Raw genomic sequence first — 22,341 nt, 5'->3', positions numbered from 1 at the left:
AAAACGATCACCAAACACCTAGATTCTTTGGTTATGAGCTAGAACAACTTGTTGCTGGCCTAACTGATCAAAAGTACCCGATACTACGAATACAAGGTATTACCTATTTTCCAACAGGAGTTCTAATGAGCTTTGCAACAGATGCGTTATTTAAACCATTCGAATTAAAAAGTTTAAAACTGAAATCACGGGTGGTTATGGCCCCTATGACACGCAGTTTTTCGCCGGGCAATGTGCCGAACGAAAAAAATGTAGCCTACTACCGTCGTCGCGCCGCGGGCGGCGTTGGTTTGATTGTTACCGAAGGTACTGAAATTGATCACCCGGGTGCCAGTGGCTTTCCGAATGTGCCACATATTTTTGGTGAAGAAGCCATGGCCGGCTGGCGCAAAGTTGTTGAAGCCGTGCATGCCGAAGGCGGTCAAATTATTCCACAACTGTGGCACGTAGGTGGGGTTCGTAAGTCTGAATCTGCCGATGATGCGCCCGCCTACAGCCCGTCTGGCTTATTCTCGCCGGGTAAGCCTAACGGCGTAGCCATGAGCAAAGCAGACATTGACGATGTCGTAGCAGCCTTCGCCGACTCGGCACGGCAGGCCAAAGAAGTTGGCTTTGATGGCGTCGAAATTCATGGTGCACACGGTTATCTGGTAGACCAATTCTTCTGGGAAGGCACCAATAAACGCGAAGACGAATACGGCGGTTCGATGGAAAACCGTGGCCGTTTTGCCGTAGAAATTGTGAAGGCCGTGCGTGAAGCTGTTGGCGAAGACTTTGCTATTGTATTCCGCTTCTCGCAGTGGAAACAGCAGGAATATGAAGCGCGCCTGGCAAACACCCCGGAAGAACTGAAAGAGTTCTTACAACCCCTAGTAGATGCTGGTGTAGATGTGTTCCATGCCTCTACCCGTCGCTTCTGGGAAACCGAGTTTGAAGGCTCAGATCTCAATCTGGCCGGCTGGACGCAAAAGCTTACCGGTGTGCCAACCATTACCGTTGGCAGCGTGGGTTTAACCGAAGACTTTATCAGCGGCACCTTCGCCTCCGACAAACCTGCAGTAGAAAAATCAGGCATTGAAGAACTGGTCGCTAGAGTTGAGCAAGGTGAATTTGATCTGGTTGCGGTTGGCCGCGCGCTGCTGCAAGACCCCGACTGGTTGACTAAAATTCGCGACGGCCGTAATGAAGAAATTGAAGCCTTCAGCAAGTCGTCACTAAAAGAACTGGTTTAAACAGGCCACCGCCTGTAACAAAAAAGCACAGCCCCACATTAGGTGCTGTGCTTTTTTTATGCGCCGCCGTTCATAACGGTATTCTGTAACAGCATAATCAGGTGCAGAATAACCACGGTAAAGGTTAGCCGGCGGCGCAGCCGACCATAAGTTATAGGGCAGTAAGTGGATTGCCCCACCGCCGGATTTTTCTCGGTAAACCAAAGCAACATGAAGCCTGCGGCCAGTATCACCAGAGTCACCAGCGACATCTCCATCAGTAACGACACCCAGGCGGCCAGTGCAAAAATATTGCTCATAATAAAAGCCACGGCAGTGCCGCCTTCGTCATTGGCACTGAGCACTTTGCCCCACAGCGTACCCGCCATAAAACTTAAAATAACCGCGCTGTAAGTGACAAAATAGGTAAGGCCACTTTTACCCATAAAATCGGCATTTATGACTTCCAATACAGTGGCCGCCGCAAATGGTAGTAGCCCCAAATAACCCAGTAGATTGGTCACTTTGTTCTTTTTCTCGTCCATTAACTGTACACCTGTTGGTCTGAAGCCTGTATTCATGCGTAATTAGTAATTACAGTCAGTTGAACAAATTCACGCCGTAATGAGAACCCCTGAGCATGTTTAAATCGAGTTTATTCTGGTTTCAAAACGACTTGCGAGTACAAGATAACCCCGCCTTAATGCAGGCGGCAAGCCAAAGCGAACGCTTACTTTGCTTGGTTATTATTGACCCCAGTCAGTTCCGGCCCGGGCGCTATAGCACCAAAGCTTTAGGCGCGGCGCGCTGGCGGTTCTTACAGCAATCTATAACCGACTTACAAGCCACTTTAGCCACCCAGGGGCAGCAACTCTTGATACGCGTTGGCCAGCCCATGCAAGTAATGGCTGAACTCATTACGGAAGTTGGCATGGATGCGGTTTTCAGTAGTTATCATCCCGGTCACTACGAGCGCCACCGGTGGGAATTACTACAACAACGCTACCCTTATTTGCACTGGCAGCAAGCGCACAGCAATACCCTGTTTGACGCTGCTGAGCTGCCATTTAGCATTAGCGAGTTGCCAGATTCATTCTCAAAGTTTCGCCGCAAAGTTGAAGGCTTACCGGTGCCGGCTGCAACTGCCGCAGCAAAGTTACCGCCACCACCTGGAAACTTGCGCTTAGCCAATGACACCACGCCCACTACGGGGCGATTGGATAACGGTTTTAGCGGTGGCGAACGCGCCGCGCATGAACATTTGCAGAGCTACTTTAGTGAAGCCCACGCCAGCGAATACAAAGAAGTGCGTAACGAACTGGACGGCTGGCGTAACTCCACCAAGTTCTCGGCCTGGCTGGCCACTGGTTGTGTGTCGCCGCGCACGGTTTACGACTATTTAAAAGCCTACGAACAACGCGCCGGAGCTAACGACTCCACCTACTGGATTTACTTTGAATTGCTTTGGCGGGAATACTTTCATTGGTATGGCTATCGCTATGGTCAGAGCTTATTTGCTTTCGGTGGCATTAAACAAAGCTCGCCGTCCACTAGCTTTTATCCAACCAGGTTCCAGAAGTGGTGCAGCGGTAATACGCCGTATCCCATTGTGAATGCCTGTATGAAACAGTTAAACGCCACCGGCTTTATGTCGAACCGCGGGCGTCAGTTAGTGGCCAGTTGCCTGGTAAACGAACTTGAATTGGACTGGCGTTACGGCGCTGCCTATTTCGAGCAACAACTCGTGGATTACGACGTAGCCTCTAACTGGGGCAACTGGCAGTACTTAGCTGGGGTAGGTGCCGACCCGCGCGGCAAGCGCTGGTTCGATTTAGCCAAACAAACGCAACTATATGATCCGCAGCACGCATTTATTGAGCGCTGGCAGGGGCAGCAGCATTCCATGCCACTGGACGATGTCGACGCCGCCGACTGGCCCGTGTCTGACTAACACACTTTTATTGAGTTGCCGCTCCAACTTGTACCAGCCAGAAATAGCCGTATAGTTAGGCTCAAATCAGCAGTTATAACTTAAGTTCGGAGCTACCAAACCATGCATTGCCCGCTTTGCCAAGCTGCAGAACCGCAACTGTTTTATCTGCAACCCAAACCACCGAATGAGGGTAGGGAGTACTGGCAATGTGGTCATTGTGACTTAATCTTTGTGCCGGCCGAATTTCACTTGGACGCGGCGGCCGAGAAGGCTATTTACGACCATCACCAAAATAACCCGGAAGACGCTGGCTACCGCGCCTTTTTGAGCCAAACCTTTAACCCTCTGGTGGAACTTTTACCCCCAGCGGCCGAGGGGTTAGATTTTGGTTGCGGGCCAGGCCCAACCTTGTCGCTGATGCTTGAAGAAGCCGGTTTCAGCTGCGCTAATTACGATATCTATTACGCCAATGACCCGGACAAACTTGCCCGTACATATGACTTTGTCACTTGCACCGAAGTTGTGGAACATGTGGCACAACCGCAGCAGGTGATTGATCAACTGGTACGGCTATTGCGCCCCGAAGGTATACTGGCCGTGATGACCCGAAGCTCAGAAACTGCCACGGATTTTGCTAATTGGGGCTATCGAAAGGATTCCACGCATATCACGTTTTACGGCAATAGAACCTTTGCCTGGATAGCTCAGAACTGGCAGTTGAAGGTGTTGTTTCAGGATGAACGCACGGTTATTTTTCAGCGCGCTTAATGCTTTGCCTTTAGCCTTTTACCTTCAATAACCCTCACCCAATTACCTCGTAACCAGACCAGTCGGGCTTCAGCAACTGCCGCTGACTATCGGCGGTTAACTTCACGTACCAGCCGTCCAGTAAATCAACCGCCAAACAATCGTCTACAGCTAATAAATCGTCTTTATGCGGCTGTTCACTATTAGCCAGCCCCTCTCTTAGCACATGGGAGTAACCCTTTTGCTTAGCTTGCTCAGGCGAGTTTGCCACGCACAAGGTAAAGTCGTGGAATTCCGGAATGCGCCCCGGAAAATAACCCCCAAAATTCACGAAATACAGCTTATCGCCATGGGCAGGCTGCGGTTCGCGCACCAGATCAATTTTGTAGCCATCTACGTGATGTACATGCAGGTAGCTGTCCAGGTGCAAACCACGTACCGAGCCAAACCACTGTTGTTTCAACTGCTGGTAAGTGTCTTCAATACGTTCACCCACAACAAAACGAATATCATGCAATTCAATGTTGGCGCCGGGTGCCGTACCACCTAAATAAACTAAGAATAATTTCATGATCTGACTCTCCAATGCGGGTATCGCCATTCTAACCTAAATACCTAAGCTCAGGGAGCAATACTGGCTACTTGATCCAAACTGTGAACTGTGGTTCACTTCTTTAAAATAAGCAGAATTAAAAACCATTCAGAGGTTCAATGTGGCATATCGGGAAACCGTTAAAGTGAAGGCCCGCAAGGCCGCCACCCGCACCAAACTGCTCACCAGTGCCACCGAATTGGTTGGCGAGGCCGGTTTCCGGCAGGTGCAAATGAGTGCGGTTGCGCGCAAATCCGGCGTGGCCGTGGGTACGCTTTACAAGTATTTCTTATCCAAAGAGAAGCTATTTGCCAACGTTTTTCAAATGGCGACCGAGCGCGAAGTCAGCCACGTTGAACTGGCATTGCAAGGCTCACAAAGTGCGCCACAGCGACTGCGCAATGCGCTGCAATTGTTCGCCGAACGCGCGTTGAAAAACCCAACGCTGGCCTGGGCGCTGATTGCCGAGCCGGTAGATCCGGAAGTAGATTCAGAGCGTCTGATTTACCGCGCCCGCTATGCGCAGCTGTTTGAACGCACTATTGAGCAAGGCATAGCTGCCGGTGATTTACCTCCGCAAAACGCCAGTTGCAGCAGCACTGCGCTGGTAGGGGCTATTGCCGAAAGTTTAATTGGACCGCTGGCACCAAAACCTGCGAATGACAACTCGCTGAATCAGGCCGCTGTTATTAACCACATACTTAATTTCTGCCTGCAGGGGCTCGGTGCCACCGCTGCCGCCAGCGTAAGGAGCACAGCATGACTGACAAGTACGGGGCGAACACCCATCAGGTAACCAACCAGCCACCGCCACTGGAAAATTACAATCTGTATCTACAAGACAAAGCTCTGCAGGAAGCGGTAAAACGCGAGGGGGCCAGTTGGGCCGAAGCCGACATTACTGCCATGGGCGAATTAACCGGTAAAGCCGAAACTATCGAGCTTGGTTTTCTGGCCAACGCCAACAAGCCGGAATTTAATACTCACGATCGGTTTGGGCATCGTACTGACGCAGTGGAATTTCACCCGGCCTATCACCAGCTTATGCAAATTGCCATTGAACAAGGCCTGCATAGCAGCCCCTGGACAGATCCTAAACCCGGTGCGCATGTGGCCCGTGCCGCTAAATATTATATGCATACCCAGGTTGAAGCGGCGCACGGCTGCCCAATTACCATGACCTTCGCGTCAGTACCGGCACTGCAGCATCAGCCAGATATTGCCAAGCAATGGGTACCCAAAATCACCAGCCGAGAATACGATCCCCGGAATGTTCAGGACCAGCAAAAAAGTGGGCTAACCATAGGTATGGCCATGACTGAAAAACAAGGTGGCTCCGATGTGCGCGCGAACAGCACCCATGCTTACCCGGTTGGTAAAAGCGGCTCAGGCCAGGCCTATGAATTGGTTGGCCATAAGTGGTTCGTGTCGGCGCCTATGTGCGATGCCTTTCTAATTCTGGCCCATACCGACCAAGGCTTGTCCTGCTTCTTAATGCCTCGCTGGCGGCCTGATGGCAGCAAAAATCCGCTGCAAATTCAGCGCCTGAAAAACAAAATGGGTAACGTGGCGAACGCCTCCAGTGAAGCCGAGCTGCGCGGCGCGCTAGCCTGGATGATTGGCGAAGAAGGCCGCGGTGTGCGCACCATTATTGAAATGGTCGCCATGACCCGCTATGACTGCATGATTGGCTCGTCGGCGGGTATGCGCCAGGCCAGCGTGCAGGCACTGCATCACTGTGCGCACCGCGAAGCCTTCGGCAATGTGTTGAATCAGCAACCACTGATGCAAAACGTACTGGCCGATTTAGCGCTGGAAAGCGAAGCGGCCATGCACCTGACCATGCGCATGGCGCGCGCCATGGACAATCAGGACAACGAACACGACAAACAACTGGCACGTATTGCCACCGCCGTTGGTAAATACTGGATTTGTAAACGAACCCCGGCGCATGCCTATGAAGCCATGGAGTGCATTGGCGGTAATGGCGTGATGGAAAACTGCATTATGCCAAGGCTGTATCGCGAAGCGCCGGTGAACGCCATTTGGGAAGGTAGCGGCAACGTGCAATGTTTAGACGTACTGCGCGCCAGCCAGAAATCACCCGATACCATTAACGCTTTGCTGACCGAACTCGACCGCGCCAAAGGCGGTGATTCACGGCTGGACAGTTACGTGGCCAAGCTACGCACTCAGTTGCAGGACACCAGTGATTTCGAACGACGCGGCCGCACTTTGGTAGAGCAAATGGCGCTGGCCTTGCAGGGCGCCTTGTTAGTGCAAAACGCTCCAACAGCGGTTGCCGACGCATTCTGTGGCTCGCGTTTAAGCGGCGGTGGCTTGATGTTTGGCACCTTGCCAGCTGACGCCCAACTACAAAAAATTATTGAACGTGCAACCCCGCAGTTGTCTTAACACTTAAGGGTAACGAACCAATTCCCAAGGAGTAATTGATGCTGACGCTAGACCAACTTATTGCCCGCAATGCCCGCAAATTTACCGACAGTGCGGCGGTAATTGACTACGACCCGCGCTTTGGGCGCCAGCAACACAGCTGGCAACAACTGCATGAGCAAAGTAATCAGTTAGCAGATTTCCTGAAGCAGCGTTACTCGCTACAAAAGGGCGACCGGGTAGGTTTATTTTTACCGAACGGTTACGCCTTTGTGCTGGCCTATTTCGCGATTCAGAAACTAGGTGGCATTGCCGTGCCTATTAATGTGAAATTAACCGCCCCCGAGCTTAGTTATATTCTGGACAATAGCGGCGCCAAAGTAGTGCTAACCGGGAAGTTAACCGAAGCAGCGGTAATCAAATTAATTGGTGAGCCAAGTGGTGGCGAAGCCGCCTGTGACGACTACCAGGCACTGTGGCTGGACAACTACAATGAGTTGCTGGATCCCTATTCTATTGCGCCGCCAAATCACATTGATGATCAACTCGCCCCTTGTACATTGCTATACACCTCAGGCACCACCGGACGCCCTAAAGGCGTGTTATTTAATCACCAGCGGCTGTTGGCGGTTGCCACTATGATGGCAGTGGAAATGGAAATGAAGCCAGCCAGCCGTTTGCTGGAACTAATGCCATTTACTCACTCCGCACCTTTAAATCTATTCTTGCTGGCCGGCACTTTGGTAGGCGCCAGCCACGTGGTAGCGCCAACATTTACGCCGGATTTGCTGTTAGATTTAGCCGAACAGGAAGGCACCACGCACTTTTTCGGAGCGCCCGTGGCTTACCTGCTGGCCGCCCAGCAACCAGACATTGCCAAGCGTGATTTAAGTAAAATGACACACTGGGTATATGGTGGTGCGCCGCTGTCCAGCGCACAGGTGCAAGCGGTGCGTAAAGCGTTCAACACCAACGCTCTGTATTGCGTTTACGGCCTGACCGAAGCTGGCCCAACCGGCACCTTATTAATGCCAGAAGAGCATGACGACAAAGCCGGTTCCGTGGGTAAGCGCGCTGCGCTGCACACCGAAATACGACTGGTAAACGAGGACGGGGAAGACCCGGGTGTGGACACCCCCGGCGAAATCGAGATTGGTGGCGACGGCTGCATGCTGGAGTATTGGCAAAACCCAGGCGCGACCAACGACATTCGCACGGCCGACGGCTGGCTTAAAACCGGCGACATTGCCGTGCGTGATGCCGACGGCTTCTACTGGATAGTAGATCGCAAGAAAGACATTATTATCAGCGGTGGCGTAAATATTTACCCGCGTGAAGTCGAAACGGTTTTGCTTGAACATCCTAAGGTGGCTGACACCGCAGTGATTGGTGTACCTAACGACCAATGGGGCGAATCCGTTAAAGCTTTTGTAGTGTTAAAAGACCCCCAAGCCGGGTCTGGTAACGAGCTAGCGAAACAACTACGAGACTTTCTGGCCGAGCAGTTAGCCGACTACAAACTGCCGCGCCAATTTGAAGTCATTAAAGAATTACCCCGCAATGCGAACGGCAAAGTACTGAAGCATGAGTTGTCATAACTTAGCTGGGTCACGTACTATAACCACCTACTGACAACAAACGCGGGAAAGCAGGTGACACAGCAACTTCAGGCGCAATGGCAACACAGACGTAGCGGTAATGATATTCAACGCCCGGGCGATGTTCGCACGCCCTGGCAACGTGACCGCGCCCGTATTTTGCACTCAGCCGCATTTCGGCGGTTGCAGTCGAAAACCCAAATCATGAATGTGGGCGAAAACGACTTTTACCGCACGCGCCTGACGCATTCGCTGGAAGCAGCACAAATTGGCGCCTCGCTGATTAATCAACTAACCCACACCGCTCCGGCTGAGCTGCATTATCTGCTGCCCGATTTAAACCTGATTGAAGCTTTGTGCCTGGCGCACGACATTGGCCACCCGCCGTTCGGGCATGGTGGCGAAGCGGCGCTAAATTACAAAATGCTGGAGTCGGGCGGTTTTGAGGGCAACGGCCAAACCTTCCGCATTGTTGGTCGCTTAGAGGCATACCACCCGGATCACGGCATGGATTTAACCCGCCGCACCTTGTTGGGGCTGCTGAAGTATCCGGTATTAATGCCGCCGTTGTCGCTGCCGGAAAACCCCGATAAACCCGGTAGTTTGAGTAAGTGGAAGCCAGCCAAAGCTGTTTTTGCCGCAGATGCGGATTTGCTCGACTGGGTACTGGCCCCGTTATCAGAAACGGATCGCAGCCAGTTCCAGCAAACCGAGCAACTAGCACAGTCGCCCTGGCAGCGCTCACAACATAAATCCTTTGATGCCTCGCTAATGGAGCTGGCAGACGACATTGCCTATGGTGTGCATGATTTAGAAGACGCGGTAGTTACCGGAACCCTGAACGAGCGCCACTGGCATGAGCACATGGACAGCCTGTGCCAGAGCCTGCCCAAACCACTGGCCGACTTAATGGCCGAACTTAGTGAAGAGTTATTTGCGCAAGAACATCACCGCCGCAAAAATGCCATTGGTGCTCTGGTTAATATTTTTGTAACTACCATTAGCGTGAGCGAAACCTTGCCGGGCGCAACCGAACCATTAGTGCGTTACAACGCCACTCTGCCCGATGCCGAGCGCCAGCTGCTGAACGCCCTAAAAGCGGTGGTATTCGAGCACGTGATCAATCAGCCGGCCATTCAGCAACTGCGCTACCGCAGCCAGAACATGTTGCTGGATTTATTTGATGCCTTCCATACCGAGCCAATGCGGTTGTTGCCCCATAATACCCGCTCACGCTGGGAGGCCGCTTTCAACACTCAGGGGCAGGCCGCGGCCGACCGTATTCTATGTGATTATATTGCCGGCATGACCGACGATTATGCCCATCGCATGTATCAAAACCTGTACGTGATTCGCTAGTCATAGCCGCTATTAGCCGAACATCAATTTGGCAAATGTAAAGCTAAGTAAAAAACATGCACTACACTAGTCTATACCAAGTAAAGACGGGTACCTTAGTGCATGAATTTTCCTACGTTGGACGCTTTCGTGGCTATTCCAGAAACCTTAATCATAGTGATGCTTCTGTGGTTGGCACTTATTCTTGCGGGTTTGTACGAATCTGTGCGCCATCGCGCCATTTTAAAACGCATTCCGGTGCGCATTCATGTGAATGGCACCCGCGGTAAAACCAGCGTTACCCGACTCATAGCAGCCGGGCTTCGTAACGGTGGCAAACGCGTTTGTGCCAAAACCACAGGTTCGGCGGCAGCCCTTACCGATCCGCAAGGCATAGAGTTCCCCATTTACCGCATTAGCGGCGCCAACATTCTTGAGCAAATGCGCATGCTCAAGCGTATGTCCGCGCTGAACCCGGAAATTGTAGTTATTGAATGCATGGCACTGCAGCCGCAGTACCAATCCTTAAGTGAACTCAGAATGGTGCGTTCCACGCATGGAGTCATTACCAACGCGCGCGCCGACCATTTGGAAGTAATGGGTCCGGGCGAGCGCGATGTTGCTTTGGCACTAGCGGGCAGCACCCCGGTAAAAGGCACGCTGTTCACCGCGGAACAAGATTTTATTGATGTGTTCGAGTACACCAGCAAAGAACGTCGCAGCCAGCTACAACAAGTTTCTCAGGAAGAAGTAGCGGCCATTGATGAACAAACACTAAGCCGTTTTTGCTATAGCGAGCACGCCGAAAACGTGGCTTTAGCGCTAAAAATTTGCGAACAGCTGGGAGTGGATCGTGAGGCAGCACTGGAGGGTATGATCAATCTGGCGCCCGAAGCCGGTGCCATGCGCATACTGCACGTGAATTACTTTGAACGACAAATTGTGTTTATTAACGCCTTTGCCGCCAATGACCCCGAATCCACCGGCCGAATTTGGGAACAAATGCGCGAGAAGCATGGTAAAGACCGCCGCCAGATATTGCTGATTAACTGCCGTGCCGACCGCCCGCATCGCTCACAACAAATGGCCGAAGCCGCGGCCCAGTGGGCCCCTGCCGATAAATACATTCTGATGGGCACAGGCACCTTGCTGTTTGTGCGCGCGGCGGTGAAATACGGGCTGGACCCCGATCGCCTGCTGGTTATGGAAGGCGCGCCCATGGTGGACATCACCGAAAGTATTCTTGAACAGTCCGGCAAAAATGCGCTGGTAGTTGGGGTTTGTAATATTCATGGCGGTGGCGAAGACGTCGCGCGCTTTTTCCAGAATCGCGCTCTGAAAGAGGAAGATTTATGATTGCCCTGAATATCCTGGCGGTAGCCATTGGTATTGGACTATTTTTCACCTTATTTTTAAGCCAGTCGCTGGGGCTTGCCGCTGGTGGTTTGGTGGTACCCGGCTATGTAGCGCTGCAATTAACCGACCCGCTGAGTGTGCTGGTAACCCTGTTTGCAGCCTTACTGACCTTCTTTATTGTGCGGGTTATTGCCAGCTTCACGGTTATTTACGGCCGCCGACAAACCATCATCATGATTCTTACCGGTTACCTGATAGCAGGTTTGCTGGATATTTTTATGGGTAATTTAATTGTGTGGGCTGAGCTGGAAATGGTTGGTGCTACCGGCGAAGGTGAAGCACAAGTTGCCGCGCTGGAGTCCAGCTTTATGATGCACGTTATGGAAACCAATATTATTGGTTACATTATTCCCGGCTTGATTGCCATTTGGTTTGACCGCCAGGGAGTATTGCAGACCATTTCCGGGCTTGCCGTAACCGCTGTACTGGTTCGGTTAGCACTCATAGTAATCATGCCTGAAGCACTGGCTGTGTATGAAGCACAGCAAGTATTCAGCATGCCCGGCTGGTAACAAGGAGAAGTTTGAATGAGTAGTTTCACCAAAGTTTACTGGCGTTCATCGGGCGTTCCCACCTGGGGTCTGGTACTGCTAACGGTAGCGGCACTGTTGGCCTTTGTGGCCGCTGAAGAAATTAAACAGCGCGACCCTGTGGTTGAAGATAATTACACCACTATGGTTACCGCCTCGCGCATTATGCGTGATGCTATGCTGCGGATTCAGCCACTGCGTGCTGACATTGAGCCTATTAATCCCGAATTCGACCCGCAGCGCTCCGGCTTAATTGGCATCGTAAACAGTTCAGTAACCACCACCCGTGGTGGTCAGGAATCGAAGAAAACCACCATTAACCCGAACTGGGCCGCTGTTGCGGTAAAAATGCTGGCAGAAGCTGGCGTGCAGGAAAACGACTTAGTAGCGGTAACCATTTCGGGTTCCTTCCCGGCACTTAACCTGGCGGTGTACAGCGCTATTGAAGCCATGGACGCTGAGGCAGTGATTATAGCCTCGGCATCGTCATCGCAGTGGGGTGCCAATGTGCCCGGTTTGTTGTGGCTGGACATGGAACGCGAGTTGCGTAATGCCGGTTTAGTTTCATTAAAACCTGCAGCGGCCTCTATTGGCGGTATCGAAGACCGTGGCGTAGGTTTGTCCAACGAAGGTATTCAGGTTATTCGCAATAGCATTGAGCGCGCGGGCATTCCGTTTTTGGAACCGCGTAGCTATCAGGAAGCGGTGGCCGATCGTATTGCCTTGTTTCGCGAGTACTCGGCCGAGCGCCCCTATAAAGCCTTTATTAACGTGGGTGGCGGCGCCACTATTGTAGGCCCGCCAGGCATTGACGATCAGTTTGGTTCGGGCTTAATTACTCAGGCACCCGCGCGTGCTTACGCGGTAGAAACTGTTATGGGTTATTTTTTGCGGGAAGACATTCCAAGCATTCACTTTATCGGTATTAAAAACCTGGCGGAACGCTACGAGTTACCTATAGCGCCTGAAACAGCGGTGCCTGTTGGTAACGGTGGCATTTACTCCGCCACCACCTACAACCGCTGGCTTGCACTGGGGCTGGGCATTGGCCTGTTAGCACTAACCTGGTTAATTGTGCGCTCATCACGCATTACCAGCTTATGGCGTCAGGCTCACAAAGAAGGCAAAGGCACCCGCCCCATGGTTTAAACCACTTGCTGTTTTAACTTATACCGGCGCCAGACAATCAGGCTGCCGCCGGTTAAGTACATAGCCAGCGAATAAATGGCGGCGGGAATAGCCATTGCTGCATTACCCAGCACCGTAGTGGCAATCAGAATAGCCAAAGTGGAGTTCTGAATGCCCACTTCCACGGTAATAGAGGTACTTTGATCGGCATTTAACCCAAATCCGCGCGCCATCCAAAAGCCCAGCAACATCATACTAATATTCAGCAACAACGAAGCCGGTCCGGTACTGGTAATTTGGCCTGCCAGAGTGTCGCCCTGCTCATATAAAATAATGACAATTAACAGCGCCAGAAATACTGCCCCGAAAATACTTATTTTGGGTTCCAGCTTTTGCGCAAACACCGGCCAGATGCGGCGCAACACCATGCCTATTGAAATAGGTAGCAAGGTAATCACAAACAGCGTGAGCATCATGCGTGGCACCGGCAATTCCACCGGAACCTGAGTGTCCGCAAAAGTAGTTAACGCCAGCCCCACAATAAAAGGAATGGTAATAATGGTCAGCACGCTGGTAATAGCGGTTAAGGTTACCGACAGGGCTAAGTCGCCGCGCGCCTGATGGGTGATTAAATTCGAGGTGGTGCCGCCGGGGCAAGCCGCCAGCAATACCAAACCTACCGCCAGCGCCGGTTCCTGTAGCACCCAGGCCGCAATTAAAAAGCCAACCGCAGGCAGAAACAGCATTTGGCCAACTAAACCTACCGCTACCGCTTTGGGAAATTTCACCACTCGCGCAAAGTCGGCCAGCCGCAACGACAGCCCCATACCAAACATAATAATAATTAAACTTAGCGGCAGTATCAGTTGCGAAAATACGCTACTGGTCATAGTTCGATTCCCCGTTTTATTATTCTTTTTTTAATCAGCCGTTCTTTGCCAGCCGTTCTGTATCAACCATATTACTTACTAACCGCTACTTACCAACCACTACTTACCAACCATTAATACGCGGCCATACCGCACTAATGTCGCCTGCCCGGCCATGCGGGTCAAGCACATAAAAGCTACTATGCTGCGCGGCAGTGGCGCAGGCATGGTTGGGTAAAATGCGTAGTTTAGTACCTACCGGTAAATCAGGCAGGCTGGCATTGCTACCTTCGCGCAAGGCCAGAACGCCATGCTCCTGACTGGTGCGGATCATAATTAAATCCGGTATAACCCGGCCATTACTGTCGGCTACCACACCATAACCCTGATCTACCGCCTGCCCGGCGGTGCCGCGATCACGCGACATGGCCATCCAGCCGGCGTCGGTCATTATCCAGCCTTGATCGTTACGATGGCCAATTACCGTCGTCACTACCGACAAAGCGATATCGTCCAGCGTACACACGTTAATACCCGCCATAACCAGGTCGAAAAATACATACACCCCGGCGCGCACTTCGGTTACCCCGGTTAAGTCACGCGCATAGTGCGCAGTTGGGGTAGAACCCACACTCACCACCGGGCAAGGTACTCCGGCGGCACGAATAGCTTCGGCGGCCAGCACTGCACTAGCGCGTTCATGCTCTGCGGCTGCGGCTTTTTCAGCATCGGTTTCACAGGCATAAGAGCCGCCAGCATGCAGCAGCACACCACGCAACTCAGCATGCTGGTGCAAATAACTGGCAATAGTCACAATTTCTGCATCCTGCGGAGTTAAGCCAGCGCGTTCGCCATCGCAGTCAATTTCAATGAGCGCGGCAATAGTTACACCATGGTCACGGCCTGCTGTAGCCAAGGCTTCAGCCTGCTCCTGACTGTCCAGCAGCACCGCAATATCAACGCCGCGCTTACGCAGGGCTACAACACGTTCAAGTTTGTCGGGGCTAATGCCAATGGCGTAAATCATGTCGGTGTAGCCATGGTCAGCAAAGTATTCGGCTTCCAGCAAGGTAGACACCGTAATAGGCCCTTTACTACCGTTAAATAAGCGCTCGGCAACCGCCACCGATTTCGCCGTTTTTACATGCGGCCGCAGGCTTACACCCAGACGTTTTACATGCACGTCCAGCCGGTCAATATTGCGCTGCATACGCGCTTCATCCAGCAATAAAAACGGCGTGTTTACGATGTTTAAATTCATTAATGGCTACTCCCCGAGCCCTGCAACGTGAGTACCAGGGTGCGCTTGCCGCCATGGTTGCGGTGTTCACACAAGTAAATGCCTTGCCAGATTCCTAAATTCAGGCGTCCGTTAGTTACCGGCAGGCTTACACTGGAACCTAACAAGCTGGCTTTCAGGTGTGCTGGCATATCATCAGGCCCTTCGTCTGTGTGCTTATAGTAAGCTTCCTGCTCGGGCACCGCATGATTAAAGTAGCTCTCAAAGTCCTGACGAACCGTGGGGTCGGCATTTTCATTTACGGTTAACGACGCCGATGTATGACGAATAAATACATGTAGCAAGCCAACCTCAATATCTCGCAGCTCAGGTAATGCCCGAACAACCTCGTCGGTAATAATATGAAAGCCGCGCGAGCGCGCTGCCAGAGTGAGTTCGGTTTGGTAAAACGCCATAGAAAAAGTCCCGCCATCACATTTATATAGAGTTCACTGCTAAGTCTGCCATACTAGCATAAGCTTAAAGTATGAATTTAATCACAAGGAAATCCTTATGTTACGTTCTTTCTTACTTTGTACCCTGATGCTATTTGGCCTGCAGTTAAGCGCGCCGGCACAAGCTCAGGTAAATGACGTGAAAGCACAAATAACAGCAGCACTCGAATTATTTTTGCACGGCGCCAGCGTTAATAACGCCAATGTTCACGACCAGTTCTGGGGTGAAGACTTAACCTATACAAGCTCGCGCGGGCAACGCTATGGCAAGGCCCAGCTCATGTATGGCTTGCAGGGTCAGGAAACCACGCCAACCGACCAAGTGACCACCTGGTATTCCGCCGAAGACATTCGCATTAAGGAAATTGGCGAAGCCGTAATTTTAAACTTCACTCTGGTTGCCACCTCACCAAAACAAAAACCGCGCCGCCAAACCTTTTTCAACACCGGCATTATGGTGAAACGCGACGGCCGCTGGCAGGCTATTAACTGGAATGCCACTGAAGCAGTGAAGCGCTAACCAGATTATGGCAGCAGCAAAACCAAATCTGGTGGTATTAAGCGGTGCAGGCATTAGCGCCGAAAGCGGGCTGGCCACGTTCAGAGACAACGGTGGCCTGTGGAATAACTATTCGGTATACGACGTAGCCACGCCAGAGGCCTTTCATAAGAATCCGGAGCTAGTGCTGGATTTTTACAATCAACGCCGCAACGACGTTCGCAAGGCTAAGCCCAATCCAGCGCATGAAGCTTTGGCCGAGGCTGAAGAACAATTCAATGTGCACATAGTGACGCAAAACGTAGACGACCTGCACGAACGCGCGGGCTCCAGTAACGTTATTCACGTGCACGGGTTAATTACTCAGGCGCGCAGTTCAGTAACCCAGGAATTGTATGAGCTGGCCGATAAAGACATTCAAATTGGTGATAAGTGCCCCCAAGGGGCCCAGCTTCGCCCGCACGTAGTGTGGTTTGGCGAATATATTTACCACATGGATGAAGCGGTACAGTTAGTTGAAAATGCCGATATTGTAGTAGTGGTAGGCACTTCGCTCAGTGTATTCCCTTTCGCTGGGCTGGTGGAATACGCTTCACCTGAAGCCAAATGCTATTTGATTACCCAGGACTTAGATCAAGTTCCCACCGGCTTCGAATACCGCCAGGGTAGTGCCAGCCAGTTGCTGCCAAAGTTGCTGACCGAGCTCACGAACTAACCAGACTTACTCTTTTTTAACCAATCTATTTAATTCTTGACCTTGGAGTATGGTCAAGCGTCTATACTCATCCTAAGTTAATCGCAACAAGGAATGACACGATGGCAAACCAAGGTTCAAATAAAGAAGCAACTTTGTACCGCATGATGACGCCCAAGCACAGCTGTCCGTTTGGCTTAAAAACGCTGGACTTGCTGAAACGCGAGGGATATGAGGTGGAAGACCACCACTTGGAGTCGCGCGAGGACATTGACGCCTTTAAACAAAAGCACGACGTAAAAACGACCCCACAAACCTTTATTAATGGCCAGCGTATTGGCGGTTATGAAGATGTTCGCAAGTTTTTGGGCAAAAAAGTACGCGACAAGAGCAAACCGACTTATCGCCCGGTTATTGCGCTGTTTTCACTGACCGCGCTTACTGCACTGGTACTGAATTACTCTATTTACGGTAGCCTGATTTCGGTGCAAGCCGTGGAGTGGTTTATTGCCTTGTCTATGGTAGTGCTGGCCCTGCTGAAACTGCAGGACATTGAAGCCTTTTCCACCATGTTCTTAAACTACGACTTGCTGGCCAAACGTTGGGTGCCCTACGGCTACATTTACCCCTTCGGTGAGGCGCTGGCCGGCATACTTATGGTAGGTGGCATTTTGAACTGGATATCGGTTCCGGTGGCGTTATTTATAGCAGGCATAGGTGCCGTTTCAGTATTCAAAGCAGTTTACATAGACAAACGCGAGCTCAAGTGTGCCTGCGTTGGCGGCAACAACAACGTGCCGCTTGGCTTTATCTCGCTTACCGAAAACCTGATGATGATCGGCATGGCACTATGGATGTGGTTTGGTCATTAAGCCAGACCGTATTACTCTGCGGGCAGTTGATCGGCACCAATACGATTCCGGCCCGCAGCTTTCGCTTCATACATATACTGGTCGGCTACCTGCAGCATGCTTTCTGCGGTGCTGTTAGTGGTAGAAGTTGCAATACCTATACTGACGGTAATACTTATGCCATGCGCCAGTGGCTGACTACGTACTTGCTCAAGCAGTCGTTTAGCCACCTGATAGGCCACCTTAGCGTCGGCATCAGGACAAATCAGCAGAAACTCTTCTCCGCCCCAGCGGCCCACCAAATCCAGGTCCCGTGTACCGTTTTGCAGCACCTTTGTTAACGCCACCAGCACGTCGTCGCCTACTAAGTGCCCATGGCTGTCGTTAATACGCTTAAAATAGTCAACATCCAACAGCAATACCGATAGCGGCTGCTCACTTACGTTTGCTCTGGTTAGCAGATTCTTTAACGTATTATCCAAATGCAAACGGTTATAAACACCCGTTAAAGGATCGGTAATAGAGGTTTGCCGAAGTTGGTCATAAGCTTTGATACGCGAACGTTCGTAGTAACGGAACAAGAATATTTGGGCGGTGCCTACCTCCACAAAATTCAAGAAAGCACCTAAACCTAAATTGGCCGACACTTGCTGATCGAGCAATTGATATAAGAACCAAGCACTGTAAGTAAATACCAAGCCGGTTACCCAGATACCTGCTCTCGGACCCAGCAGGAAAAAAGCAAAGGGCGGTAGTATAGTTACCCACAGTAGCGAGTAATTTCGGCCCTCGGCCAAATGAATAAAAGCCAGCAGCACAAATATAAGTGTTGCGATAACCGCCCAACCGGCCACCCGAAAATTACCACCATAGCGAACATACGAATACACACAGGCGACCATCACAAAACCCAAAAAGTCATACAAGGCAATATCGGCGTCATCAAACAAGGTCACGTTCAGTAGCGCTATCAGGCCAAAATACAGCAGCATGATAATGAGCACGCTATACATCAGTGACACCTGATGGTATCTGGGGTCATCAACGCCAATATCCGGGTGGTGCTTACGCCAATACTTCATTTTTGAGCTCATCCCTGACTGTTTCTTATCTGCTAACTCGATTCAGGCTTCGTGAACTAGAAGCTGGTTAGCGCTTTAAATACTAACGCGGCAATAGAAATTACCGCACCAATTAATGGTATCCAGCGTGGTATACGAAAAGTACCACCAGTTTGGTCATCGTCGGGGTTACGTTTTAACCACCACAAGCCCATATTAATAAGCGCAAACACGAATAACAGCACCACGCTGGTGGCGTTGGCCAAGGTCGTTAATTCAAACGAAACTGCCAATATGGCCACTACTAAGGTAGCCAAAATGGTTGCCAGCCATGGTGTTTTGGTGCGCTCATTCACCCGCGAGAAAATTGCCGGAGCATAGCCACGATCAGCCATGCCGTAAGCAACACGAGCGGCCATAACAATTTGTACCAGGCCGCTATTTACCACTGACAAAATACTCACAATACCGATAATGGCGATAGCCCAGGTGCCATGATGCCGAATAGGCTCGGCCAGCGGTGTATTCGCCTCGGCCAGTACGTCCAGCGGAATAGACAGTACCAGTGCCAGGCTTACAATAATGTACAACAAGGCTGTCAGCACTAAACTCACCACGAGCGCCCGCGGCAGAGTTCGGCGAACATCCTTCACTTCCTCGGCCATAGTCACCATGTCTTCAAAACCAATGAAGGCATAAAACGCCAGAAATACCGCTGTAAAAATACCCAGCCAGGCAGAGCTTTCCATGGGCGGAACAAATTCTATCCATTCGTATGATGGCGTTTCCGGCATGGTCATAGTGCCTATAACCACATACAGCAGCGTGGCAATTTGAATAATGCTAATAACCACCACAGTGCCAACCGCCTGGTTCACACCCCACACGGCAATAGCACCCAGTATCAACGTAACTGCAACAATGGCAGGTTCCTTGGGTAACACGATGAAGTCATTCAAAAAGCTGATGGTGGCTACCATTAAGGTAGCTGCCGAAACCACCCCGGTAACAATAATTAGCCAACCAACTAACGCCGAGAACCAGCGTTTGCCAAAGGCTTCTTCAACATAGCGGGCAGAGCCGCCGGCGTGCGGTAATCGTGATGAGAGTTCCGCAAATGCCAAGGCGCTGAATAAGGCCAATAGCCCGGCTAGTCCGAACGCCACAGGAGCATACAAGCCAGCAATACCAGCTACTTTGCCGGAAAGTGCATAAAAACCAGCACCAACCATGGTGCCCATGCCATATAACACCAACAGGGCAAAGCCAATGGAGCGTTGTAGTTGCGGTTGTTTATTATTGTTTTTAGCCAACTCAGTCATGGTTAATCCTATGCTCAGATGTTTTTAGTCCGTAACGGTATGGTCACTATACTAATCTGGAGGAAATATGACAGGTTAAAAATAAAACGATAACGCGAGCTCAATCAAAGAATCATCTTGTTTTGCAAAAACCACCCGTAGGTCACCATTGCGCTGACTATACAAGGAGCTCGCGCAACGCTTAATTGCGGTTTGATGCGACCAGGACGAGCCAATACTGGCCGGCTGTTCAATTTCACAGTAGCCACGCAGGTGCTTCCAGTTGAAATCAAAACCTGCTCGTAGCGCTACCGTCAGGTGATGGTTATCACTGCTGGCTTCTTTGGTGTGCAGCCGCCCTTGAACAAAGGCATAAGGGGTAATACTGCCAAAGCTGCGCGCGCGGCCAATACCACCTTCCACAAAGGTCGCAAGCCGTGGGTTGGATACCCGTAACCGCTCCCGCTCGGCGCCGGCACGCACCAGCCAGGAACCACCGCCGTCACCGGGTAAGCCGGTGTTACTAATGTTCAGCGCTTCAATATTCACCAGCCATAATCGCTCCAACGCCAACTTGTTGTCGAAATAGCTAAACTCAATGTCGCCCATGGAAAGCGCTGAGTTTGGTAGCTTACCGGTAGCTGGTTGCAGGCGATCGTAATAGCTGGGGCGAAAACTAAAAGCCACGCCCGATTCGCCCTCATCATAGGATCTGTAGCTCAAACGCAGTAAATTCGCAGGCTGCCCCAAATGCGGCGGGTCGGCAGTTAGCTTTGTTGGCAGAGTATTGCCCGGTTCGTATTGCAATAATTGCCGCAACACCTGGGTTTTGCGCTCTTTATGCACCGGTTCGTCGGGCGACTGCCGCTCCAAAAAGGAGTAATAAGAACTCAAGGTGATTAAGGCGCGCTTTTGCTGTTCCCTGGCAAGCTCTGAAAACGAAGCGCTCGAGCCGGCTGCCTGAATCCAATCGCGTACGGCCTGTTGCTCGGCTGAACTCAGCTCGTGAAAGCGAGATTGCAGTAGTGATTGCTCACTTTCGTTGGCCGTAATAGAACGCACCAGATTCTCGTTGGAGTCGATCAGCCGCTGAATAATGTCTGTGGGTAACACTGTCCATTCACTGCTGTGTACCAGATTGTTCTGAGTTACCAGCTCCAGCGCCCTGGCCACGTAGTACGCACAATTTTTGCTGGTGAAAAAATACTGATAATCGGTACGGGAAAGCTCCCATAAATGGGCAGCTAACAACTGGGTTTGCTCGCTGGATAACTCTAATTCGTAGTCCCATAACGTACGCAGCTCAGTTACGCCGTACGACAAATTATGCCTATAAAACGGCTGCGCCGAATAACGTGCCTGATAACCACCGAGCAAACCTTTCACTATATAAGTAACCGGGTTTTCGTTGGGCGGAACGTCGGCACCGAAGTTCAGGCTGTTGTCCAGCAAGTGGCCATTATTGGCTCCATCCGAATCAATACGAATAAATAGGTGGCCATGAAAAGAGGCCGGGTTCTTCAAGTAACCGTCGGCAAATACCAGGGTAATAGATTCGGCCTGGTTGGTGCGTAGCCAGGCCTGATAGTCGGCGCAGGTTTCATAATCAAAGCCGCGGGTTAAACCGGCCTTAGTAGTAAGCATGTGGCGCGCCGGAAATTGGCAAATCGCCTGTTTATTTTGCGCAAAAGCCGCCAGCGTGGCCTGTAATTCGGCTACCGCATCAGTGGCACCGCTTTTCGCGAAAAAGAAGTCTTGGTTCTGTACTTCGCTAACGCCGTGCTCGTTGTACTGCAATACTTTCAGCCACTGCCGCTGCTGCGCCAGTGATTCAGCCGAACCCGCCGTTGCCTTAGTGGCAAAGCCAATGCTTACGAAAACGCACAAAAAAAGACCCGCAACGAATGCGGGCCTGTATGCCTTGCTCATAGTCAAATGAACTTAGCCAGCAACAACTAAAGCTTGAGTCTTCATATATAAAGCCTCTGCCTTTTTAACTGTTGGTTGCTGTGCGTCTAACTGAATAGATTTACGCAGTTCAGCCACAACTTCGTCACGGTTTGCCGGAGCAAACATGTCTAACATGGCGTTTAAGTGCTGGCCTTCGCCAATAGCTAAATCAGTTTCGATTTGCTCGTAGTTTTCATTAATGTAAGTTGCCTTAGCAATAATGCTTCCCTTACAAGTGTCTTCTGAAACAGTTGCAGAGGTAATAGCCGTAGTACCTAAATCCCAAATCAAGTTTGAGATAGCAGCGGCAACACCGTTGTCTTCAAAAATCATGGCGCCAATACCACAATCTTGCCACGGGTTAATATTGGCATTGGCTTGTGGAGCAGAAAGCATTGCCACGGCAGCTACCGCAGCACAGGATAATTTTTTCATTCTTATTATTCCTTCAGTGTGTTTTTGTCATTAGCCCGAACTCGCGTCCTGCGAGCCGTA

Annotated in this window: 22 protein-coding genes; 13 read left to right on the top strand and 9 right to left on the bottom strand. The window is 51.2% G+C overall.

The genetic code is table 11. The annotated features are described in order from the left end of the window. The first annotated feature begins 125 nt into the window (after positions 1-125). Positions 126-1,232, top strand: coding sequence for an NADH:flavin oxidoreductase (locus CCE91_RS09565; RefSeq protein ID WP_086435058.1), 1,107 nt, complete (start codon positions 126-128; stop codon positions 1,230-1,232). Positions 1,233-1,288: 56 nt separating this feature from the next. On the opposite strand, the gene CCE91_RS09560 is transcribed toward CCE91_RS09565, so the two are convergent. Further along, complete coding sequence (locus CCE91_RS09560) at positions 1,289-1,756, bottom strand: DUF3429 domain-containing protein (RefSeq protein ID WP_157984163.1); 468 nt, start codon at positions 1,754-1,756, stop codon at positions 1,289-1,291. A gap of 95 nt (positions 1,757-1,851) precedes the next feature. Between CCE91_RS09560 and CCE91_RS09555 the strand changes: the two genes are divergently transcribed. Then, entirely contained in the window at positions 1,852-3,162 is a 1,311-nt protein-coding gene (locus tag CCE91_RS09555; protein WP_086435056.1) for a DASH family cryptochrome, read from the top strand. 102 nt (positions 3,163-3,264) lie between these two features. Further along, positions 3,265-3,912, top strand: a complete 648-nt coding sequence (locus CCE91_RS09550; protein WP_086435055.1) for a class I SAM-dependent methyltransferase — start codon at positions 3,265-3,267, stop codon at positions 3,910-3,912. A 34-nt stretch (positions 3,913-3,946) separates the two neighbouring features. Here CCE91_RS09550 and CCE91_RS09545 read toward each other — a convergent pair whose 3' ends face one another. Next, entirely contained in the window at positions 3,947-4,462 is a 516-nt protein-coding gene (locus tag CCE91_RS09545) for a DUF1543 domain-containing protein (protein WP_086435054.1), read from the bottom strand. Between the two features lie 142 nt (positions 4,463-4,604). Here CCE91_RS09545 and CCE91_RS09540 point away from each other — a divergent pair, with 142 nt between their 5' ends. From CCE91_RS09540 to pgsW, 7 genes are all read left to right on the top strand, one after another. Then, on the top strand, positions 4,605-5,246 hold the full coding sequence (locus CCE91_RS09540) for a TetR/AcrR family transcriptional regulator (protein WP_086435053.1): 642 nt from the start codon (positions 4,605-4,607) through the stop codon (positions 5,244-5,246). Next, complete coding sequence (locus CCE91_RS09535) at positions 5,243-6,898, top strand: isovaleryl-CoA dehydrogenase (RefSeq protein WP_086435052.1); 1,656 nt, start codon at positions 5,243-5,245, stop codon at positions 6,896-6,898. The genes CCE91_RS09540 and CCE91_RS09535 overlap by 4 nt, the downstream gene beginning before the upstream one ends. A gap of 38 nt (positions 6,899-6,936) precedes the next feature. Further along, the gene (locus CCE91_RS09530; RefSeq protein ID WP_198678020.1) at positions 6,937-8,475 is read left to right on the top strand and encodes a class I adenylate-forming enzyme family protein; all 1,539 of its coding nucleotides are present in this window, start codon (positions 6,937-6,939) and stop codon (positions 8,473-8,475) included. Between the two features lie 54 nt (positions 8,476-8,529). Continuing rightward, the gene (locus CCE91_RS09525) at positions 8,530-9,834 is read left to right on the top strand and encodes an anti-phage deoxyguanosine triphosphatase (protein WP_086435051.1); all 1,305 of its coding nucleotides are present in this window, start codon (positions 8,530-8,532) and stop codon (positions 9,832-9,834) included. A 102-nt stretch (positions 9,835-9,936) separates the two neighbouring features. Next, positions 9,937-11,169 carry a poly-gamma-glutamate synthase PgsB gene (pgsB, locus tag CCE91_RS09520; RefSeq protein WP_198678021.1) on the top strand — a complete coding sequence of 411 codons (1,233 nt, stop codon included), beginning with the start codon at positions 9,937-9,939 and terminating at the stop codon, positions 11,167-11,169. Then, entirely contained in the window at positions 11,166-11,741 is a 576-nt protein-coding gene (gene pgsC / locus CCE91_RS09515; protein WP_086435050.1) for a poly-gamma-glutamate biosynthesis protein PgsC, read from the top strand. The genes pgsB and pgsC overlap by 4 nt, the downstream gene beginning before the upstream one ends. A gap of 15 nt (positions 11,742-11,756) precedes the next feature. Then, complete coding sequence (gene pgsW, locus CCE91_RS09510; RefSeq protein WP_086435049.1) at positions 11,757-12,908, top strand: poly-gamma-glutamate system protein; 1,152 nt, start codon at positions 11,757-11,759, stop codon at positions 12,906-12,908. Here pgsW and CCE91_RS09505 read toward each other — a convergent pair. From CCE91_RS09505 to CCE91_RS09495, 3 genes are all read right to left on the bottom strand, one after another. After that, on the bottom strand, positions 12,905-13,777 hold the full coding sequence (locus CCE91_RS09505) for a bile acid:sodium symporter family protein (protein ID WP_086435048.1): 873 nt from the start codon (positions 13,775-13,777) through the stop codon (positions 12,905-12,907). The two genes, pgsW and CCE91_RS09505, sit on opposite strands and share 4 nt — an antisense overlap. 103 nt (positions 13,778-13,880) lie before the next feature. Beyond that, complete coding sequence (locus CCE91_RS09500) at positions 13,881-15,017, bottom strand: DSD1 family PLP-dependent enzyme (RefSeq protein WP_086435047.1); 1,137 nt, start codon at positions 15,015-15,017, stop codon at positions 13,881-13,883. Beyond that, on the bottom strand, positions 15,017-15,451 hold the full coding sequence (locus CCE91_RS09495; protein WP_086435046.1) for a secondary thiamine-phosphate synthase enzyme YjbQ: 435 nt from the start codon (positions 15,449-15,451) through the stop codon (positions 15,017-15,019). Before CCE91_RS09495 ends, CCE91_RS09500 begins: the two co-directional genes overlap by 1 nt. A 97-nt stretch (positions 15,452-15,548) precedes the next feature. Here CCE91_RS09495 and CCE91_RS09490 point away from each other — a divergent pair, with 97 nt between their 5' ends. The 3 genes from CCE91_RS09490 to CCE91_RS09480 all read left to right on the top strand — a co-directional run bounded on the left by CCE91_RS09490 (position 15,549) and on the right by CCE91_RS09480 (position 17,555). Next, positions 15,549-16,010, top strand: coding sequence for a nuclear transport factor 2 family protein (locus CCE91_RS09490; RefSeq protein WP_086435045.1), 462 nt, complete (start codon positions 15,549-15,551; stop codon positions 16,008-16,010). 7 nt (positions 16,011-16,017) lie between these two features. After that, on the top strand, positions 16,018-16,704 hold the full coding sequence (locus CCE91_RS09485; protein ID WP_086435044.1) for an SIR2 family NAD-dependent protein deacylase: 687 nt from the start codon (positions 16,018-16,020) through the stop codon (positions 16,702-16,704). Between the two features lie 101 nt (positions 16,705-16,805). Further along, positions 16,806-17,555: a glutaredoxin family protein gene (locus CCE91_RS09480; protein ID WP_086435043.1), complete on the top strand. Its 750-nt coding sequence runs from the start codon at positions 16,806-16,808 to the stop codon at positions 17,553-17,555. An 11-nt stretch (positions 17,556-17,566) separates the two neighbouring features. Here CCE91_RS09480 and CCE91_RS09475 read toward each other — a convergent pair whose 3' ends face one another. From CCE91_RS09475 to CCE91_RS09460, 4 genes are all read right to left on the bottom strand, one after another. Continuing rightward, positions 17,567-18,616: a GGDEF domain-containing protein gene (locus tag CCE91_RS09475; RefSeq protein WP_157984164.1), complete on the bottom strand. Its 1,050-nt coding sequence runs from the start codon at positions 18,614-18,616 to the stop codon at positions 17,567-17,569. 56 nt (positions 18,617-18,672) lie between these two features. Next, the gene (locus CCE91_RS09470; protein WP_086435041.1) at positions 18,673-19,917 is read right to left on the bottom strand and encodes an APC family permease; all 1,245 of its coding nucleotides are present in this window, start codon (positions 19,915-19,917) and stop codon (positions 18,673-18,675) included. Positions 19,918-19,992: 75 nt separating this feature from the next. Further along, complete coding sequence (locus CCE91_RS09465) at positions 19,993-21,783, bottom strand: Lnb N-terminal periplasmic domain-containing protein (protein ID WP_157984165.1); 1,791 nt, start codon at positions 21,781-21,783, stop codon at positions 19,993-19,995. A gap of 54 nt (positions 21,784-21,837) precedes the next feature. Further along, positions 21,838-22,281 carry a DUF3015 family protein gene (locus tag CCE91_RS09460; protein WP_086435039.1) on the bottom strand — a complete coding sequence of 148 codons (444 nt, stop codon included), beginning with the start codon at positions 22,279-22,281 and terminating at the stop codon, positions 21,838-21,840. Positions 22,282-22,341: the final 60 nt, after the last annotated feature.

This window comes from Pseudidiomarina planktonica (assembly GCF_900177775.1).
In the GTDB taxonomy this organism is placed as follows: Bacteria; Pseudomonadota; Gammaproteobacteria; order Enterobacterales; family Alteromonadaceae; genus Pseudidiomarina; species Pseudidiomarina planktonica.
The sequence above is the reverse complement of the archived record's forward strand: the minus strand, read 5'-3'. Positions and strand labels throughout refer to the sequence as shown.

Bases quoted from the DNA above. Each gene is read 5' to 3' on its own strand.
- CCE91_RS09565 (WP_086435058.1), top strand. From the start codon at position 126: ATGAGCTTTGCAACAGATGCGTTATTTAAACCATTCGAATTAAAAAGT.
- CCE91_RS09560 (WP_157984163.1), bottom strand. From the start codon at position 1,756: ATGGACGAGAAAAAGAACAAAGTGACCAATCTACTGGGTTATTTGGGG.
- CCE91_RS09555 (WP_086435056.1), top strand. From the start codon at position 1,852: ATGTTTAAATCGAGTTTATTCTGGTTTCAAAACGACTTGCGAGTACAA.
- CCE91_RS09550 (WP_086435055.1), top strand. From the start codon at position 3,265: ATGCATTGCCCGCTTTGCCAAGCTGCAGAACCGCAACTGTTTTATCTG.
- CCE91_RS09545 (WP_086435054.1), bottom strand. From the start codon at position 4,462: ATGAAATTATTCTTAGTTTATTTAGGTGGTACGGCACCCGGCGCCAAC.
- CCE91_RS09535 (WP_086435052.1), top strand. From the start codon at position 5,243: ATGACTGACAAGTACGGGGCGAACACCCATCAGGTAACCAACCAGCCA.
- CCE91_RS09530 (WP_198678020.1), top strand. From the start codon at position 6,937: ATGCTGACGCTAGACCAACTTATTGCCCGCAATGCCCGCAAATTTACC.
- pgsB (WP_198678021.1), top strand. From the start codon at position 9,937: ATGAATTTTCCTACGTTGGACGCTTTCGTGGCTATTCCAGAAACCTTA.
- pgsC (WP_086435050.1), top strand. From the start codon at position 11,166: ATGATTGCCCTGAATATCCTGGCGGTAGCCATTGGTATTGGACTATTT.
- pgsW (WP_086435049.1), top strand. From the start codon at position 11,757: ATGAGTAGTTTCACCAAAGTTTACTGGCGTTCATCGGGCGTTCCCACC.
- CCE91_RS09505 (WP_086435048.1), bottom strand. From the start codon at position 13,777: ATGACCAGTAGCGTATTTTCGCAACTGATACTGCCGCTAAGTTTAATT.
- CCE91_RS09500 (WP_086435047.1), bottom strand. From the start codon at position 15,017: ATGAATTTAAACATCGTAAACACGCCGTTTTTATTGCTGGATGAAGCG.
- CCE91_RS09495 (WP_086435046.1), bottom strand. From the start codon at position 15,451: ATGGCGTTTTACCAAACCGAACTCACTCTGGCAGCGCGCTCGCGCGGC.
- CCE91_RS09490 (WP_086435045.1), top strand. From the start codon at position 15,549: ATGTTACGTTCTTTCTTACTTTGTACCCTGATGCTATTTGGCCTGCAG.
- CCE91_RS09485 (WP_086435044.1), top strand. From the start codon at position 16,018: ATGGCAGCAGCAAAACCAAATCTGGTGGTATTAAGCGGTGCAGGCATT.
- CCE91_RS09480 (WP_086435043.1), top strand. From the start codon at position 16,806: ATGGCAAACCAAGGTTCAAATAAAGAAGCAACTTTGTACCGCATGATG.
- CCE91_RS09475 (WP_157984164.1), bottom strand. From the start codon at position 18,616: ATGAAGTATTGGCGTAAGCACCACCCGGATATTGGCGTTGATGACCCC.
- CCE91_RS09470 (WP_086435041.1), bottom strand. From the start codon at position 19,917: ATGACTGAGTTGGCTAAAAACAATAATAAACAACCGCAACTACAACGC.
- CCE91_RS09460 (WP_086435039.1), bottom strand. From the start codon at position 22,281: ATGAAAAAATTATCCTGTGCTGCGGTAGCTGCCGTGGCAATGCTTTCT.